The 18,263-nt window shown below is 66.0% G+C and carries 12 protein-coding genes and 1 pseudogene; 3 read left to right on the top strand and 10 right to left on the bottom strand.

Annotated features, from left to right (window positions below; genetic code table 11):
- The first annotated feature begins 64 nt into the window (after nt 1-64).
- From OWR21_RS11235 to OWR21_RS11225, 3 genes are all read left to right on the top strand, one after another.
- Entirely contained in the window at nt 65-1,375 is a 1,311-nt protein-coding gene (locus OWR21_RS11235; protein WP_147214756.1) for an efflux RND transporter periplasmic adaptor subunit, read from the top strand.
- 47 nt (nt 1,376-1,422) lie between these two features.
- Nucleotides 1,423-4,629: an efflux RND transporter permease subunit gene (locus OWR21_RS11230; RefSeq protein WP_332395275.1), complete on the top strand. Its 3,207-nt coding sequence runs from the start codon at nt 1,423-1,425 to the stop codon at nt 4,627-4,629.
- Between the two features lie 75 nt (nt 4,630-4,704).
- Nucleotides 4,705-6,231, top strand: a complete 1,527-nt coding sequence (locus OWR21_RS11225; RefSeq protein WP_442968624.1) for an efflux transporter outer membrane subunit — start codon at nt 4,705-4,707, stop codon at nt 6,229-6,231.
- A gap of 716 nt (nt 6,232-6,947) precedes the next feature.
- On the opposite strand, the gene OWR21_RS11220 is transcribed toward OWR21_RS11225, so the two are convergent.
- The 10 genes and pseudogenes from OWR21_RS11220 to OWR21_RS11175 form a co-directional block, all read right to left on the bottom strand.
- The gene (locus OWR21_RS11220; RefSeq protein ID WP_332395273.1) at nt 6,948-7,796 is read right to left on the bottom strand and encodes a hypothetical protein; all 849 of its coding nucleotides are present in this window, start codon (nt 7,794-7,796) and stop codon (nt 6,948-6,950) included.
- Nucleotides 7,793-8,803: a YaiO family outer membrane beta-barrel protein gene (locus OWR21_RS11215; protein WP_316891245.1), complete on the bottom strand. Its 1,011-nt coding sequence runs from the start codon at nt 8,801-8,803 to the stop codon at nt 7,793-7,795. Before OWR21_RS11215 ends, OWR21_RS11220 begins: the two co-directional genes overlap by 4 nt.
- A 90-nt stretch (nt 8,804-8,893) precedes the next feature.
- A complete protein-coding gene (locus OWR21_RS11210; RefSeq protein ID WP_332395272.1) occupies nt 8,894-9,112 on the bottom strand; it encodes a hypothetical protein in 219 nt (72 codons plus the stop codon).
- Between the two features lie 445 nt (nt 9,113-9,557).
- A pseudogene (locus OWR21_RS11205) lies at nt 9,558-9,689 on the bottom strand (hypothetical protein); the annotation flags it as partial.
- A gap of 305 nt (nt 9,690-9,994) precedes the next feature.
- A complete protein-coding gene (locus tag OWR21_RS11200; protein ID WP_332395270.1) occupies nt 9,995-10,741 on the bottom strand; it encodes a hypothetical protein in 747 nt (248 codons plus the stop codon).
- Nucleotides 10,738-12,297, bottom strand: coding sequence for a hypothetical protein (locus OWR21_RS11195; protein ID WP_332395269.1), 1,560 nt, complete (start codon nt 12,295-12,297; stop codon nt 10,738-10,740). The genes OWR21_RS11200 and OWR21_RS11195 overlap by 4 nt, the downstream gene beginning before the upstream one ends.
- Nucleotides 12,207-14,090 (bottom strand): glycosyltransferase family 2 protein, encoded by a 1,884-nt coding sequence (locus OWR21_RS11190; RefSeq protein WP_332395268.1) that lies wholly within the window; start codon nt 14,088-14,090, stop codon nt 12,207-12,209. Before OWR21_RS11190 ends, OWR21_RS11195 begins: the two co-directional genes overlap by 91 nt.
- 21 nt (nt 14,091-14,111) lie before the next feature.
- Entirely contained in the window at nt 14,112-15,263 is a 1,152-nt protein-coding gene (wecB, locus tag OWR21_RS11185; RefSeq protein ID WP_332395267.1) for a non-hydrolyzing UDP-N-acetylglucosamine 2-epimerase, read from the bottom strand.
- A 556-nt stretch (nt 15,264-15,819) separates the two neighbouring features.
- Complete coding sequence (locus tag OWR21_RS11180; protein ID WP_147218456.1) at nt 15,820-17,121, bottom strand: MFS transporter; 1,302 nt, start codon at nt 17,119-17,121, stop codon at nt 15,820-15,822.
- A 130-nt stretch (nt 17,122-17,251) separates the two neighbouring features.
- Nucleotides 17,252-18,079, bottom strand: a complete 828-nt coding sequence (locus tag OWR21_RS11175; protein WP_316891250.1) for a putative hydro-lyase — start codon at nt 18,077-18,079, stop codon at nt 17,252-17,254.
- Nucleotides 18,080-18,263: the final 184 nt, after the last annotated feature.

Below are 18,263 nucleotides of genomic sequence, written 5' to 3'. Positions count from 1 at the left end.
CGGCCAACGCGCTTTTATCCAGTCTTTTTCTCTTTGCCTACCCAACAAAATCGAGAGAGTCATCATGAGCCTGTCCAAACGCACACTCGCCATTTCGGTTGCCGCCGTGCTCGGCGTTGCAGCTGTGGGCACCTACGGTCTGGTCTCCAGTGCCGGCGCTTCGCAGCAGCCGGCCGCCGCGCCTGCCGCCACGCCGGTGGATGTGGCGCCGGTGCTGGCCAAGAACGTTTCCGAATGGGATGAGTTTTCCGGCCGCATCGAAGCCGTTCAACGCGTTGAAGTCCGCCCGCTGGTGAGCGGCACCGTCACCGCCGTTCACTTCAAGGACGGCAGCATCGTCAAGAAGGGCGACGCGCTATTCACCATCGACCCGCGCCCCTACGCGGCTGAAGTGGCCCGCACACAAGCCGCGCTGACAGCCGCCAAATCGCGCGTGGCCTACACCACGTCGGAGCTGGACCGTGCGCAGAAGCTGGTGGCCGACAACGCCATCGCACGCCGCGAGTTCGAAGAGAAGGAAAACGCCGCACGCGAGGCCCAAGCCAACCTGCAAGGCGCCGCCGCCGCGCTGGAAGCCGCCAAGCTGAACCTGGAGTACACGCACATCGTGGCGCCGGTCTCGGGCCGCGTGTCGCGCGCGGAAATCACCGTCGGCAACGTCGTCTCTGCCGGTGGCGCTGCGCCGGTGCTGACCACGCTGGTGTCGGTCTCGCCGATGTACGTGGCGTTCGATGCGGATGAACAGAGCTACCTGCGTTACTCCGAAAAGGCCGCCCAGGGCGCCAAGACGCCGGTCTACATCGGGCTGGCCAATGAAGACGGCTACACGCGCGAAGGCGTGATCCAGTCCGTCGACAACCGGCTGGACGTGCGCTCGGGCACCATCCGCGTGCGCGCCACGCTCGACAACGCCGACGGCCGCCTCACGCCGGGCCTGTACGCCCGCGTGCGCATGAGCACCGGCGCGCCGCACGACGCCATTCTCATCACCGACAAGGCCATCGGCACGGACCAGGATAAGAAATTCGTCCTGGTGGTGGATGCGGCCAACAAGACGAGCTATCGCCCGGTGGTGCTTGGCGCCTCCATCGACGGCCTGCGCGTGGTCAAGTCGGGCCTGAAGGCCGGTGAGCGCATCGTCGTGAACGGCATCCAGCGCGTGCGCCCGGGCGACGCCGTGGCACCCAACACGGTGACCATGGATAGCCTCGTCACCAAGCGCGTGGTGTTGCCGGGTGCACAGCCGGACGCCCCTGCCGCACCCGCCGAAGCCAAAGCCGACACATCCGCTGCACCCGCCGCCAAGGCCGAAACCAAGCCCGCGAACGCCAAGACCGCAGCCAACGCACAACGCCTTCCGGCCGACCGCGCCTGATGGCCCCGATTGCGCTCAATCGCGACTGAACCTCATCGCTCACAGCCATGAACTTCTCTAAATTTTTCGTGGACCGCCCGATCTTTGCGGGCGTGCTTTCCACGCTGATCCTGCTGATCGGGATCATCTCGATCTGGCGATTGCCGATCTCGGAGTATCCCGAGGTCGTGCCGCCTTCGGTGGTGGTGCGCGCGCAGTTCCCGGGCGCCAACCCGAAGGTGATTGCCGAGACCGTCGCCTCGCCGCTCGAAGAACAGATCAACGGCGTCGAAAACATGCTGTACATGCAGTCGCAAGCCAACAGCGACGGCAACATGACCACGACGGTCACCTTCAAGCTGGGCACCGACCCTGACAAGGCACAGCAGCTCGTGCAGAACCGCGTGTCGCAGGCGCTGCCGCGTCTGCCCGACGTGGTGCAGCGCCTGGGCGTGACGACCATCAAGAGCAGCCCCGACCTGACGATGGTGGTGCACTTGCTGTCGCCCAACGACCGCTACGACATGACGTACCTGCGCAACTACGCGGTGCTGAACGTCAAGGACCGCCTTGCACGGATCAGCGGCGTGGGCCAGGTGCAGCTGTTCGGCTCGGGCGACTACTCGATGCGCGTGTGGCTCGACCCGAACAAGGTCGCCGAGCGCGGCCTGACGGCCAACGAAGTGGTCAAGGCCATCCGCGACCAGAACGTGCAGGTGGCGGCAGGCGTGATCGGCGGCTCGCCGTCGCTGCCGGGTACGGATCTGCAACTGTCCGTCAATGCACAGGGCCGCTTGAAGACCGAGCAGGAGTTCGGCGACATCATCCTGAAAAGCTCGCCCGATGGCGCCGTCACGTACCTGCGTGACGTGGCCCGCATCGAGCTGGCCGCGTCGGAGTACGGTCTGCGCTCGCTGCTGGACAACAAGCAGGCGGTGGCCATTCCGATCTTCCAGGCGCCGGGCTCCAACGCGCTGCAGATTTCGGATGACGTGCGCAAGACGATGGCCGAACTGAAGGAAGACTTTCCCGAAGGCGTCGACTACCGCATCGTCTATGACCCGACGCAGTTCGTCCGCTCCAGTATCGAAGCCGTCACGCACACGCTGCTGGAAGCGGTGGCGCTTGTGGTGCTCGTGGTGATCCTGTTCCTGCAGACGTGGCGTGCGTCGATCATTCCGCTGCTGGCGGTGCCGGTGTCGATCATCGGTACGTTCGGCCTGATGCTGATGTTCGGCTTCTCGATCAACGCGCTGTCGCTGTTCGGGCTGGTGCTGGCGATCGGGATCGTGGTGGACGATGCCATCGTGGTGGTGGAAAACGTCGAGCGGAACATTGCCGAAGGCTTATCGCCACGCGAGGCCACGTACAAGGCCATGCGCGAAGTGAGCGGCCCGATCATCGCCATTGCCCTGACGCTGATTGCCGTGTTCGTGCCGCTGGCCTTCATGACGGGCCTGACCGGTCAGTTCTACAAGCAGTTCGCGCTGACGATCTCCATCTCGACCGTCATCTCGGCCTTCAACTCGCTCACGCTGTCGCCGGCGCTGGCTGCCCTGCTGCTCAAGAGCCACGACGCACCGAAGGATTGGCTGGCGCGTGCAATGGACAAGGGCCTGGGCTGGATCTTCCGTCCGTTCAACCGCGTGTTTGGTGCGGCATCGGAGTCGTATGGCCGCAGCACCTCGCGCGTGATCGGCCGCAAGGCGGTCATGCTGGGCATCTACCTGGCGCTCATCGGTGCGACCGCGCTGCTGTTCAACAAGGTGCCGGGCGGCTTCGTGCCGATGCAGGACAAGCAATACCTCGTCAGCTTCGCGCAGCTGCCGGACGGTGCCTCGCTTGACCGCACGGAAGACGTGATCCGCCGCATGTCAGACATCGCCCTCAAGCACCCCGGCGTGGAAAGTGCCGTGGCGTTCCCGGGCCTGTCGATCAACGGCTTCACCAACAGCCCGAGCGCCGGCATCGTGTTCGTCACGCTCAAGCCGTTTGACGAGCGCAAGGGCGCCAACCTGTCGGGCGGCGCCATCGCCGGACAACTGAACCAGCAGTACGGTGCGATCAAGGACGCCTTCATTGCCGTCTTCCCACCGCCGCCGGTGCAGGGCCTGGGCACGGTGGGCGGCTTCAAGATGCAGATCGAAGACCGTGGTTCGGTCGGCTACGAACAGCTCTTTGCCGCCACGCAGGCCTTCATGGCCAAGGCACGCCAGACGCCTGAGCTGGGCCCGTCGTTCTCGAGCTACCAGATCAACGTGCCTCAGTTGAATGCCGACCTGGACCGCGTGAAGGCCAAGCAGCTGGGCGTGCCGGTCACGGACGTGTTCGACACCATGCAGGTGTATCTGGGCTCGCTGTACGTGAACGACTTCAACCGCTTCGGCCGCACGTATCAGGTGAAGGTGCAGGCAGACGCGCCGTTCCGCGCCCATGCAGAAGACATCCTGCAGCTGAAGACGCGCAACACGGCCGGCGAGATGGTGCCGCTGTCATCGCTGCTGCGTGTGTCGCAAGGCTTCGGGCCGGACATGGTCGTGCGCTACAACGGCTACACCGCTGCCGACATCAACGGCGGCCCGGCCCCGGGCTTCTCGTCGGGCCAGGCACAGGCGGCTGTGGAGCGCATCGCGCATGAAACGCTGCCCAAGGGCGTGCGCTTCGAGTGGACGGATCTGACGTATCAGCAGATCCTGGCCGGCAATTCGGCCGTGTGGATTTTCCCGATCTGCGTGCTGCTGGTGTTCCTGGTGCTGGCTGCGCAGTATGAAAGCCTGACGCTGCCGCTGGCCGTGATCCTGATCGTGCCGATGAGCCTGTTCGCCGCCATGCTGGGCGTGTGGGTCTCGCATGGAGACAACAACATCTTCACGCAGATCGGTCTGGTGGTGCTGGTGGGGCTGGCGTGTAAGAACGCCATCCTGATCGTGGAGTTTGCGCGCGAGCTGGAGTTGCAAGGGCGCACCATCGTGGAAGCCGCCATCGAGGCCTGCCGCCTGCGTCTGCGCCCGATCCTGATGACGTCGATCGCTTTCATCATGGGCGTGGTGCCCCTGGTGGTGTCGACCGGCGCCGGTGCGGAAATGCGTCATGCCATGGGCGTGGCCGTGTTCGCGGGGATGCTGGGTGTGACGCTGTTCGGCCTGTTCCTCACGCCGGTGTTCTACGTGCTGCTGCGCACGCTGGCGGCACGCCGCGGCCAGCGCTCGGAAGATGCACCCGATCGTGATCTGGACCTGGATGGCGCGCTGCCTGTGCCGTCGGCCCAGCACTAAGGTCAACACTCATCAAGACATCGTTATGAACGCGTCGACACAACAACAAACGGGTCCGGCCATGCGCGCGGGCCGCTGGACCCGCTGGCGCTGGCCGCCGCGCTGTTCCTGGCGGCCTGCTCGCTCGCCCCGACCTACGAGAAGCCGGACGTTGGCACGCCCAACGCCTTCAAGGAAGCAGCGCAGCCAGCACAGGCGACCGATGCACCGCTGGCCGCAAACGAGCAAGGCAAGTGGAAGACCGCCGAGCCCGCCCTGCCCGCCGACGGCGCATGGTGGAAGATCTTCAACGACCCGGCGCTCGACAAGCTCGAAGCGCAGGCCGCTGAAGCCAGCCCCACGCTGGCCGCCGCCGCCGCCCGCGTGACGCAGGCGCGCGCCTTCGTGCAGGCCAACCGTGCATCGCTGTTCCCGGAACTGGACGTGGGCTTCGGCCCGACGCGCCAGCGGGCGTCGGCGGCATCGGCCGGCTTGCCGGTCGGCGCGCCCGTGCAGCCGCAGACGTACTGGCGCGCGCAGTCCACCGTGGCGTATGAGGTGGACCTGTTCGGCCGCGTGCGCAACAACATCGATGCCGCCGGTGCCGACGCCGAGCGCGTCGAAGCGCTGTACCGTGCCGCACGGCTGACCTTGCAGGCCGACGTGGCGCAGACGTATTTCAGCCTGCGCACGCTGGATGCGGAAGAAGCCTTGCTGTCCCGCACGCTGGTCGGCCGCGAAGAGGCGCTCAAGCTCGTGCAGCGCCGCTTCAACACTGGCGACATCGGCGAACTGGACGTTGCCCGCGCCGATGCCGAACTGGCCACGGCACGCTCTGACCGCATCGGCGTACAACGTCGCCGCGCGGTGCTGGAGCACGCCCTGGCGACGCTGCTGGGCAAGGCACCGGCCGATTTCAACATGGATGCACAACCGCTCACCACGCTGGATGTGCGTGTGCCGGCAGGCCTGCCTTCCGCCCTGCTGGAACGCCGTCCCGACGTGGCCGCTGCCGAGCGCTCGATGGCTGCGGCCAACGCGCGGATCGGCGTGGCGCGTGCGGCGTTCTTCCCGCAACTGCAGCTCACGGGCGGCTTTGGCTACGAGTCGCACGACATCGGCGATCTGCTGAAATGGGGCAGCCGCACGTGGATTCTCGGGCCGCTGGTGGGCACTGCGCTGTCGCTGCCGATCTTCGACGGTGGCGCCCGCAGCGCCGGCGTGAAGCAGGCGCGCGCCGCGTATGAAGAGAACGTTGCCAACTACCGCGAAAGCGTGCTCGTCGCCTTCCGCGAGGTGGAAGACAACCTCTCGGAACTGCGCCTGCTGGCCGATCAGGCCAAGGCCCAGGACGACGCCGTGCGCGCTTCCACGCGTGCCGCGCAGCTGTCCCGCACGCGCTACAACGCGGGCTCGGTCAACTACCTGGACGTGATCGATGCCGAGCGCAACATGCTGTCCGCCGAACGCATCGGCGTGCAACTGGCCGGCAGCCGCGTGAACTCCACGGTGGGGCTCATCAAGGCACTGGGCGGCGGATGGGGTGATCTGCCGCCGGCCGCACCGGCCAACGCGGCAAACACCACCAACACGGCCCAACCCGCAACGGTGGCGCAACAGTAACCAGGCATTGCTCCCTCTCTCTGGAAAGCGAGATCTGCGCGGCTTCGGCCGCGTTTTTTTTGCCTTTGCTTGAGTGAACTGGGCCGATTGCAACGGCGGACGCTTCTTCCACGTCCTGATTCCATGCACGAGGCTTGGGGCTTCAACAGCGGTGCGCATATTGCGGATTCCGCGTCGCAGCGCGCGGCAATCGAACCTTGCCGAAGCGGACCTCACCCTTGACGCACCGCCGTTGCCCCGCAGACGGCGGTGCGCCACAGTTTTCGGTGCGTGCATCCGTCCCAAACATCCGATGTCCACAGCCCGAGAGCGGCGTGCGACCCTCAAACAGTGGCGCACGACCCTCGGAGGCCCGAACGCGGCCCAAAAACATCCGATACATCGGACCTCCGAGGCCCGAGCGCCACCCTCAAACCGTCAACGTTGGCCCTCTGAGGCTCATGCGCGACGGTCCGAGGCTGGAAGGTGGCTGTCCGAGCTCGAAAATTTCGACCTCTGACTGTGGAAGACGACTGTTTGAGGCTCGTGTTCGGCCCTCGGAGGGTCGACCTCGACGGTTGGAGGATCACGTTCGAGCCGTCGACGCTCGTGATCGACCGTTCCAGGCTCGCGCTCCAGCGTACGGGCCTCATGCTCTTGCGGGTACGCAGGCCACGTTGGCCGACGAAGCCCCCTGCCTGCGACGCGCGACGGCACCTCGCAGGCTGGCGGTGCGCCTACGAGAGACGCCGCCCACCCGCCCCACGCGCGTTCCAGCTCATCGCCCACGCATAGAAGCCGACCAGCGTGCCGAACTGCAGGAACACCGCCCACAACAGAAAGATCTGCGGGTACCACAGCATCGACCCTTTGAGCAGCACCACCGATGCGAGCGTGTACTGAAACGGAATGAACACCGTGAGATACGCCATGCCCATGACGGACAGCACCAGCTTGCGGATCAGGCCGAAGTCCAGCACGTTGTAGATCAGCGCATAGAGCCACGGCGTGATCAGCACCACCACGACCGACGCCTGCGTGAGCGAGCCGATCGAGCCGCCGCCGTCATACGGAAAGCTCGCGGGCCACATGAAGAAGTAGAACTGGGCGCTCGCCTGCACCACGCCAATAAAGCGCAGCCAGTACGCCAGCGGCAACGCGCGGCCGCCGATGAAACGCGTGCCGAACAGCAACGCGAGCGTGACGATCATCCCGACCAGCCATTGCACGGCGGTGGGCAACGCGGCGTCGCTGTGCGGATACGGAATCGCGCCGAAGCCCGGCACCAGCGCCTTCACGGCCGCCAGCCGCACCTGCCCCTCCAGGGCGACGCTCCAGAAACTGATGATGCGTTCCCACAGCCCGGCAATGGTTGGCCACAGCGCCCAGTAGCCGGCCGTGAGCGCCAGCGGAATGCCGAGCACATCGATCCAGCGCCAGAGCGGAAACGACAGGCGTCGCATCGCGCGGTGCATGACGATGCGATCGCCGCGATAGCCGATCACGCGCTTGGGCTCATGCCCGCGCAGCCGGCGCTTGGTGGGCAGGCTGTCGGCGGGCCCCTCCTCGACGGGCTTGGCGTTCATCGGAAGCTCCAGCGGAAGCCGATCTCACCGTAGGTGCGGTTGTAGAAGGGGTTGTGGTAGTACTGCGCGCCGATGATGAGCAGCAGGTCACGCGCGACACGCTCGCGCCACTGGATGGCGTAGCTCATGCTGTTGTAGTCCGCGCGCTCGGTGCCGGTGGTCAGCACCTGGTAGGCCTCGCGGGCGTGTTCCACGCGCAGGACGAGCGCGCGCTTTTCGTCGTTGCCGATCGTGGCCGCGATGTACTGGCTCGGGCCGAACACCATGCCCGGATTGGCCCGGTTGAAACGCAGGCCGCCCTCCAGCACCACCGACGGGAAATACGCCAGCGTGCTGAGCACCAGCCCCTGGTCATTGCGCACGCTGTCCTGGCCCTGCGCGTAGTAGGCGCCGATGCCGGCCACGAAACGGCGGTCGGGGCCGAACTTGCGATAGCCCGCCACATCCACACGCCACTTCGAGAACAGCTCGCTGTTGCCCGTGCCCGCACCGACGAGGACGTAGTAATCCTCCGAGAGATCGCGCGTGAGCGAGAGCGCGCCGTACTGGCCCGCAAAACCAAAGCGGCTCTGCCGGTCCAGCTCGGCCTGCCAGATGCCGTACGAGGTGACCATCATGCCGCGCAGGGCCACGGCGGTGGCGCCGCCAAAGCCATCGCTCATCCGGCCGGTGTCGAGCACGGCCTCGATGGCGGCGCGCTCCGGGGCGTAGGGTTCGGGCAGCGGCTCCGGCACGGTGGGCGCGGTGGCACCGGGCGTCGGCACGGGCGTTGCGGCCAATGCCGTTGCATCTGCTGGCGGCGTGGCACCTTCCTGTGCGGCCGGTTGCTCTGGGTCCGTCGCGGCCTCTTGCGGTGTCGCCGGCTCGGCCGGTTGCATGGCTTCGGCCGCTTGTGTCGGTTGCGCGTCTTCGGCGGGCTTGGCCGCGGCGGCCTGTGCCCATGCCGTGGGCGCTGTCATGCCGCAGATGGCAGCCGCCACCACCCACGCAATTGGAGTTCGATCCACGCTGTATTTCCCCGTCTGTTGTCGATGCGGGCGCCGGCCTTTTTTGATGCGTGGCGGCGGCCTCTCTGCTTGTCGTGTTGTGTCTTGTGCTCAGGTGCCGGTCTTCAGCTTGGCTGCAATCGTCAGCTTGCTGACGGCGCCCGCCACCACGCGCCAGTTGTTGCCTTCCCGCACCACACTGGCCTGCCCGGCCTCGACGCGCGGCTCGGCATAACGGTCGGCCGCAAACAGCCACGTCAGCTCGTTCAGGGTGTCCGGGTTCTCTGCCGTCACGCGCACGTCGCCGCGCTCCGATGTCGTCTGCCACACGGTTCTCGCGGCGCTCGGCAAAGTCGGCCATCTGCGTGATGGTGTGCCAGCGGAAGCGCTTGCGCGCCTCTTGCGCATCGGCGGCTTCCATCAGGGCGTCAATGGCGTGCAGGTAGCGCACGGCGCCCGGCGGGTGGAAGTAGATCAGGCGGATCTCGCCGGACTCCGTGGTGAACTTCACCAGCGAGGTCAGCCACGCCGCAATCTCCGCTTCCGGAATGTGCGCCATGTCGGCTTCTTCAATGGTCGCGTACTGCCCGTACGTCTGCACCGGGAACGACCAGATGTGCGCGTCGCGCCGGCCGTTGCGATACGTGCGCGTCGGCCCCTGGCCGATGTTGCCGGTGAAGTAGTAGCCCTTGACGTTGTGCTCGTCGAGCCAGCGCGTCGCCCACTCGGGCTGGTTGCCGGTCGGGGCGGAATATTCGGTCTGCGGCTTGCCGGTCAGCGCCTCGATGGCGTCTGCGTTCTTCTGCAGATAGGTCTCCATGGTGGCCTGGTTGTCTTCCGTCACGTTCAGGCCGAACCAGTCGTGAATCCAGCCGCCGTGGCTGCCCACCTCGTGCCCTTGCTTCATCAGGCCGTGCACGACCTCCGCAAACGCGGGGTTGTGGGCCAGGTTCACGCCCAGCCCGTCGCCAAACTGGCGCTGGTCGGGGCCGGCGGTGATGTGGAAGCTGAACGGGCCGCGCTTGAAGACGCCGTCTTCGATCAGCTTGTCGGTGGCGTCAATACAGATGCGCGCATCGCAGTGCCAGTTCAGCACCAGGCCCCCCACGCCCTGCGGCGCCGGCGACAGGCGCGGCTGCTCCAATACGTGGCTGGCAAAGTAGCTCAGGAAGCCGTGCATCAGCACGCCGTCGGTGCGCAGCTTCAGATACGTCAGCGGCAGGTTGACGAACAGCACGTGGCCTTTGCCCACGGTGCGCTCGCCGGCGATGATCGAGTTGTCTTCGGAGCGCAGCAGCACCTTGCCTGCGTAGTCGCCGTGCGTGCGCAGGGTCGGGTACTGCAGCATGTCCTGGCCGTAGCCCGACAGCACCGCACGCCCATTCGACACAATCCAGCGCCCCGGCGGAATATGCAGATCGACCATCGCATCGGGCTGGCCGTAGACGGTCGCCTGGCTGGCCATCTTTTCGCCCAGCGTCGAATAGAAACCGTATTGCACGCCGGCCAGCGTCGACAGGCGCGAGGCGCCGTCCTCGTAGAAGCCCTTTTCATGAGGATGCCGGCGTCATACACCTGCATCAGCGCGCCGCCGTCCTGCACGAACTGGCTGATCTGGTTGACCAGCGCGGTCGTCATCGAACGGTGCACGGTGTCCGGCAGGATCACGCCGGCAAACACGCGCTCCCCATTCAACCCGTGGCGCACGAAATCTGATGCCGACATGGTGCGCAGGCGCACGCCCTCTTCCAGCGCCGCGTCTTCCCAGGCCTGCACGTAGATGCGGTTGTCTTGCCCGAGGTTGTCGGGCACCACCAGCACGATGTCGTCGGTCTGCGGGCGGCCGGGGCCGGCACTGAGGTTGCGCGCCAGCAGCAGCGCACAGGCTGTAAAGGCGATCAGGATCAGCAGACTGGTCAGGTGCTTGCGCCAGTCGATGCGCTTGGAAGGTGTGCTCATTGGGAAACGGCCAGTGCATGCGAGAGCCCGATCAGCGCGCCCTCTTCCATCAAGTTCCAGCGGCCGGCGGCGCGCCATTGCGGCGCGGCCTGCAGCCACTTCTGCGCGGTCGGCGCATCGCCCAGCGTGTAGGCAGCCCAGGCGATCAGGCCCCAGGGGAACGGGTCTGCCTTGCCCGACAGCCACGTCTGCCCATGGCGGAACATCCACACCGCCCACTTGCGCCGGGCAGCCGAGCCGGTCTCCAGGTCATGCACCCACGGATACACCGACGCAACCGCCGTCGGGTAAAAGCCGTACGGCGTGGGCGGCAGGCTCACGCGTGCCGGATCGAGCGCGCCGTTCAGTTGGTAACCGTAGGCATGGGCGAGGCCGTCCATCATCTGCTTGTGCGACGGCAGCGCGGCCAGCTCCAGCGTGTAGTGCAACGCGGCCTTCGGGTCGGCACGCAGGCGCTTGAGCGCGCCAGCCACTTCCACGTTGTCGGCAAAGTAGGCTTCGGGCCGATCGGCAAACGCCTGGAACGTCGTGCGCTTCGGGTCCCACAACGTGGCAAGGTGCGCAAGCGACAGGCTGCAGCTGGCCAGCAGTTGCGGCGGGCCGTGCAGGATCTCGTTGACGAGCAGGCACCAGAACACGGCCTGCGAGTCATCCGCATCGGCTTGGCCGCATGCGGCCCACCCATCGGTGCCGCTGCGGCAGATGCGCGGGAACGTGCCATTGGCCTGTTGATACGGCAGCAGCCAATTGGCCAGCCCCACTGCCGGCGCCTGCACGTCGACACCCAGGCGGTGCGCGACCAGCAGGGCCTCGATCGCAACGTAGGGCTCGACGTAATCGCCTTGGGCGAAGACGGTCATGGCGCCGTCGGGCGTGGTGAAGTCTTCAAACATCGTGGCACCGTGCGCAGCAGTCGACAGGGCAAGCCCGGCCAGCACCGCGCCACAGCAGCAAACGCAAGCGCGCCAGAACGTGACCATGCGTGCCTCCTCAGCCTTCAAGCGCGCGAACTCGTGCGCGGTAATCACGCCATGCACACAGCCCGGCGAGACGAACAGGCGGTTGCAGACGAGCGTGGTCGGCGCATCGGGGCGGCCGATGCGGCAGTTCGGCCCGAGCACGATGTCTTCAAAGCCGATGAGCGGGCCCAGCACCGCGCTGCCCGCACCGATTTCCAGGTTCTTGCGCGCCGATAGCGTGCCCGCGATGCGCACGCCATCACCGGTGCGCAGGTGCCCATGCGTCTTGATGCTGCCCTGGAGCGCCATGCCACCCGCGACGCGGCAATCGCCGCGCACCACGTAGTCGCAATCGGTTGCCTCGTTGGCCGCCAGCGTGGCATCGCCGTCCAGCACGCGGCGCTCCGTGGCCGGTTTCGGCAAACCGACCGGCTGCGCTGCGCTGCGCACGTCGCCAAACATCACCTCACCGGCGCCCGCACGCTCGAAGCGCGCCGGGGCGGCCATCACGATGCGCTCCTCCGCCGTGACGCGGCCTTCGACACGCACATTCGGCAGCAGCCGCACATTGCGGCCATGCACCCAGCGCTGCACCACCACGTTCTCGCCCAGTTCGATATCCCCTTCGGCCAGGCAGGCTCGTAGCGGGTATCGCGCTCGACTTCAACGTCCTGCTCGACATACAAGTCGGCGCGCACGCGGCTGCGCGGGCCCAGCCACGCGTTGCCACGGAACACGACGATGTGGTTGACCTTGTCGAGCATGCGCGCAAGCCCGGACTGCTCGACTGCGGGGCGGCCGCGCGGGTCGCGCCCCACGCTCAGTTCTGCGCTCACGGGCACCTGGTAGGCGGCGCCTGCGGCCCGCATGGCTTCGATATCCACGCCGTACTGCTCTTGCAGCCGGCGGCGGAAACTGTTGGCAAAGAAGGTGAGATTGTTCGGCTGGTCACGCCGCATCGGCAGCGGCGCGGAATCGGTCGGGCGCAGCCACTCCGACAACGCCGGCAGGAACGGCAGCACCAGCAGCCCCGCAACCGAGCCGCTCAGCAGCAGCATGCTTCCGATCATGTGCCCTCCGTGCCCGTGGGCACCGGCACGTCGCCGGCCATGATGTTGACCACGCCCGCGGCTTCCGTGCGGAAGCGCTCGGTCTTGTCCCACCAGCTCGCGCTTCTTCACGGCGTCGATCACCTGCGTCACGCCAGCGCGTGCGATCGTCATCATGCTGACCAGGAAGCCAAACAGATTCAGCGGCAACAGGCGGATGCGATTGCGATGGCCGTCCAGGTAGGTGGCCGCCGCGATCTCGAAGAAGGCCGCATTCGTGCCGAGCCCGCCGTAGCACAGCAGCGCGGCCAGCAGCACCCAGCCCGAGACGATCGACTGCGCCGCCGCATAGAACAGGATGACGGCCACCACCCAGCCGGCCAGCTGCACCATCGGCATGACGAAGATCAGCAGCAGCAATGCGCCGTCCAGCCGTTCCAGCCGGCTGATGCGATCGTTGGCGAGGAGCTTGCGGATGTTGTTCACCATCACCTGGTTGTGCCCGCGCGACCAGCGGCTGATCTGCTTGAGCCGCACCGGCCAGACTTCAGGCACCTCTTCGTAGCACTCGGAGCGGTTCTGGTAGACCGTCTTCCAACCGTGCTGCAGCAGGCGGAACGTCACGTCGGTGTCTTCGGCCAGCGTGTCGATGTTCCAGCCGCCAATGTCGTCCAGCGCACGGCGGCGGATACCGCCCACGGTGCCGCCGTACTGCGGCACCAGGCCCAGGTTCATGCGCGCGGTCTGGTCCACCTGGTAGCCGCCGGCACGCTCCAGATCAAGCAGGCGCGTCAGTAGGTTGGCGCCGGCATTCACGGGCACCACGCGGCCCATGATGGCGCCCACTTCCGGGTCGAAGAACGGCGCCACAAGCTGTTTGATGAGGCCGCGCGCCGGCAGGTAGTCGGCGTCGAAGACGATCATGATCTCGGCGTCGATCAACTGCGTGGCATCGCGCAGCGCCGCCGCCTTGCCGGGCCGGCCTTCGGTGCGGTGGAACAGCTGGAAGCGCCCGGGGTTGCGCGCCGCAATCTCGTCGATGATCTCGCGCGTGCGGTCCTTGGAGCGGTCGTTGACCGGCATGATGGTCAGCTTGTCGCGCGGGTAGTCCACGAGCAGCAGCGCGTTGAGGCAGTCGGCAATCACGCGCTCTTCGTTGTGCGCCGCCACGCAGACGACCACGCTGGGCCACGCGCCCTGTTCGATGTCGAGATACGGCTGACGCTGACGGCCGAACAGCCGGTTCAGCGTGAACAGGTAGTGCCGCGCCGTGTAGACGACGAGCAGCGTGATGATGCAGAACGCGAGCACCAGCAGGATATCGATCGCGAGCGTGGACATGGTCTTCGTTGCCTTCGGCCGTCAGGCCGCTTGAAGTTCTTCGCCCAGAAACTCCTGGACATGCGCACCGCCCAAGGCCGCCACGATGCGCTGCGAGGCGAGCCCGTCGCCGTATGGGTTCAGGCGCTGCGAGAACGCGCGCCAGGCGTCGTCGTTGTCGTACAGGTGGCTGACGGCACCGACGATGCTGTCCACCTCCGTGCCGACCAGGCGCACGGTGCCGGCCTGCACGGCCTCGGGGCGCTCCGTCACATTGCGCATGACCAGCACCGGCTTGCCCAGCGACGGCGCTTCTTCCTGCACGCCGCCAGAGTCCGTCAGGATCACGTGGGCGCGCTGCATCAAGCGCACGAAGCGCGCGTAGTCCAGCGGCTCGATCAGATGCACGTTCGGCAGGCCTGCCAGCGCGGCCTGCACCGGCCCGCGCACGTTCGGGTTCAGGTGGATGGGGTAGACGATCTGGATGTCGTCGCGGCGCGCCAGCCTGGCCAGCGCATCGCAGATGTTGGCGAAGCCGGAACCGAAGTTCTCGCGGCGGTGGCCCGTCACGAGCAGGACCTTGCGTTCGTCGTTCAGAAACGGGAAATGCGCATCCAGTTCGGCGCGGAAGGCGTCGTCCGTCACGATGCGCTGCGTGGTCTGCAGCAGCGCGTCGATCACGGTATTGCCCGTCACCACGATGCGGCCGCCCAGGTTTTCCGCCTGCAGGTTGCGGCGCGACGAATCGGTCGGGGCGAACAGCAGATCGGCACACACGTCGATGGTGCGGCGGTTCATCTCTTCCGGCCACGGCTGGTAGAGGTCGCCCGTGCGCAGGCCGGCTTCCACATGGCCGATGGGAATGCGGCGGTGGAACGCCGCCATGGCCGACATCATTGCGGTGGTCGTATCGCCATGCACGAGGATGCGGTCCGGGCGCACCGTTTCTAGCACGTCGTCAAAAGCCGTGAGCAGGCGGGCACTGAGTCCGTTCAACGTCTGGTTCTGCGTCATCAGTTCCAGGTCGTACTGCGGCGTGATGTCGAACAGGTCCAGCACCTGCTGCAGCATCTGCTTGTGCTGCCCCGTCACGCACACGACGGACTCCATGGCCGACTGCTCGGCCAGCGCCTTGACGAGGGGCGCCATCTTGATCGCTTCGGGCCGCGTGCCGAAGACGGACAGAATTTTCATAACCGGATAGAAGAAGCACGGCATACGCGTCGCAGACGCGCATACAGCACACAGGACTGACGAAGGGATTCGATTGACGCCTCGTCCGTGCCTCCTTCTTGTTCTTGTGCAACCGCGGGGGCGGGGAAACCGGGCGTCGTGCAGGCCGCAATTTTCTCAATGAATGCGCCATTGCCGCCACCCCTCGTTTTTTTAAACAGAAAGGCTGAATAGGATTACCCCTTCTTTAGGGTATTCCCAAAATAACGGGCAGACGCAGAGAAAACAGGATGAAGGATCGCGCGCGTTGCTGACACTGTCCGCTGGCCGCGAAGCCGCGCTGGGTCTTGCATTGCGGCTGAGTGCTTGCCCGAATGCGAATCATCGGGCAATAAATCGGCGCTTCCTCTTCGGTTTTTTACGCAACCGAAGCATGCGCAATTGCAACGCAAATGAAAACACAAAAATGTTAGATCATTCCCACCCATTGGTGGGGTATGCCGATTTATATTTGGCAAAAAAGCGCGGCGTCTTCCAAACGCCGCGCGCTGTGCACTTTTGGGGGAAAGCACAGGAGTTAAATCGATTCGAGTTCCCGGCCGCGTGTTTCCGGCAGCGTGAGCGCCGCCACGATCAGCAACCCATAGGCGCCCGCCGCGAAGATGCCGATGGCATGCCCCAGTGACGAATGCGCACTCACCTGCCCGATCAGGAACGGGAAGCACGCACCCACCGCCCGGCCGACGTTGTAGCAGAAGCCCTGGCCCGAGCCGCGCACTGCCGTCGGGAACAGCTCGGTCAGGAAGGCGCCCATGCCGGCAAAGATGCCCGACGCAAAGAAGCCCAGCGGCAGGCCGAGCAGCAGCATCATGCTGTCGGTCACTTCCAGGTGCGTGTAAGCCAGCGCCACCACCATCGAGCCCACGGCAAACAGGATGAAGTTGCGCTTGCGCCCCAGGCGGTCGGTCAGCACCGCGCTGGTCAGGTAGCCGATGTACGAACCGATGATCACCACGGCCAGATAACCGCCGGTGCCGAGCACGGTCAGATGGCGCTCGGTCTTCAGGAACGTCGGCAGCCACGTGGTGATGGCGTAGTAGCCGCCCTGTGCGCCGGTGGTCAGCACGGCGGCACGCAGCGTGGTGCTCAACAGCCGTGGCGAGAAAATCGCGAAGAAGCTCGTGCGCTCGGCGGCTTGTGACTTCGCTTCCTGAAACACTTCCGGCTCTTTCACCAGCCGGCGCAGGAAGAACACGAACACCGCCGGCACGATCCCCACGAGAAACAACGCGCGCCATGCAGTCTCAGGCGGCATCACGCTGAAGAACCACGCATACAGCAATGCCGACGCGCCCCACCCGAGCGCCCATCCGGCCTGCACCATGCCAACGGCCTTGCCGCGGTCCTGCGCGCGAATGGCTTCACCGATCAGCACGGCGCCGGCCGTCCACTCGCCGCCAAAGCCGAAGCCCATGAGCGTGCGCGCAATCAGCAGTTGCTCGTAGTTCTGCGCGAGGCCGCAGAGGAAGGTAAACACCGCAAACCAGAGGATCGTGATCTGCAGCGCGCGCACGCGGCCGATGCGGTCCGACAGGATGCCCGCCACCCAGCCGCCCGCCGCCGATGCCAGCAACGTGCACGTGCCGATCAATCCCGCATCGGCCTTGGACAGCCCCCACACGCCGATCAACGTGGGGATGACGAAGCTGAGGATCTGCGTGTCCATCGCGTCGAGCGCGTAGCCGACCTTGCAACTCCAGAACGTGCGCCGCTCCTGCGCGGAGATCTCTCCGTACCAGCGGAACAGGCCGCCGGAATTGGCTGCGGCTGAGGCGTCCGGCTCGGCGGGCGCTCGCGCAACCGTGGCTTCGGTTGTCATGGTGTTTCCTCCTTGTTACTGATGCTGTCTCGATGCGTTGATCGCTTATTGCTATAAACCAGCGCCTCTGCGTGCGCCAGTTGGAACCCCGTTACCCGTCCGTCTTTCTTCTGGCCCTGCGACCGCGTGTTCAGGCCAGCGCTGCGGTGCGCAGGTCGGTGATCAGCATGTGCCCCGGCGCATGCGTGATGCACAGCTCGGGCCGCGCCTGCTGCACCACGGCCTGGGGTGTCACGCCGCAAGCCCAGAACACCGGCACTTCGCCCGGCTGCACGGGCACCGCGTCGCCCCAATCGGGCTGGGAGATATCTGCAATGCCGATGGCGGCCGGATCGCCAAAGTGCACCGGCGCCCCGTGCGCACGTGGCATGCGCGAAGTGATTTCAATGGCGCGGATGGCATTGGCCACCGACATCGGCCGCATCGACACCACCAGCTTGCCTGCCAGGCGGGATGTACCGACCGTCTCGATCGAGGTGCGATACATCGCCACGTTGCGCGACATGGCGATATGGCGCAGCGGCACGCCGGCTTCCATCAGCGCGTGCTCGAACGAGAACGAGCAGCCGATGGCAAAGGCGACCATGTCGTCCGTCCACAGCGCTTCAACGTCGGCCGGCTCATCAGCCAGTTCGCCGTTGCGGTAGACGCGATATCGCGGTACGTCGCGGCGCACGTCAACGTCCTGGCCCAGATGGCGGAACACCGGCACGCCGGGCTCGGTCACGTCCAGCAGCGGGCACGGTTTGGGGTTCAGCTGGCAGAAGCGCAGGAACTCGTTGGCCCACGTATCGCGCAGCATCACGATGTTGGCCTGCACATAGCCATCGCACAGGCCGCTGGTATGGCCGCGCAGCACGCCGGAGCGCGCCGCCAGCCGCGCGGAATACGGATTTGCGTAGGCCACGCTGGCACCCGTGCGGGCCAGTGCGGGTGCGGGCGCCGGTTGTTCCGGCATTCTCTTTGCCTGGGCTGTCTCCACTGCCGTCGTCATGCAAGCTCATCCACAAGGTTGTTCGTGCGGCAGATTGTGAAAGCGTGATGGAACCCGGTCCAACGAAAGTTTCGGATGACAGGCGATAGGAAAAGGTGATTGCCGAGGCGGCTGCGGCACCCGCGTGTAGAATCCCTCGCCCCACCGT

Source organism: Ralstonia sp. 1B3 (assembly GCF_036631435.1).
Note: the sequence above shows the minus strand (reverse complement) of the source record. Positions and strands in the feature narration are given on the sequence as shown.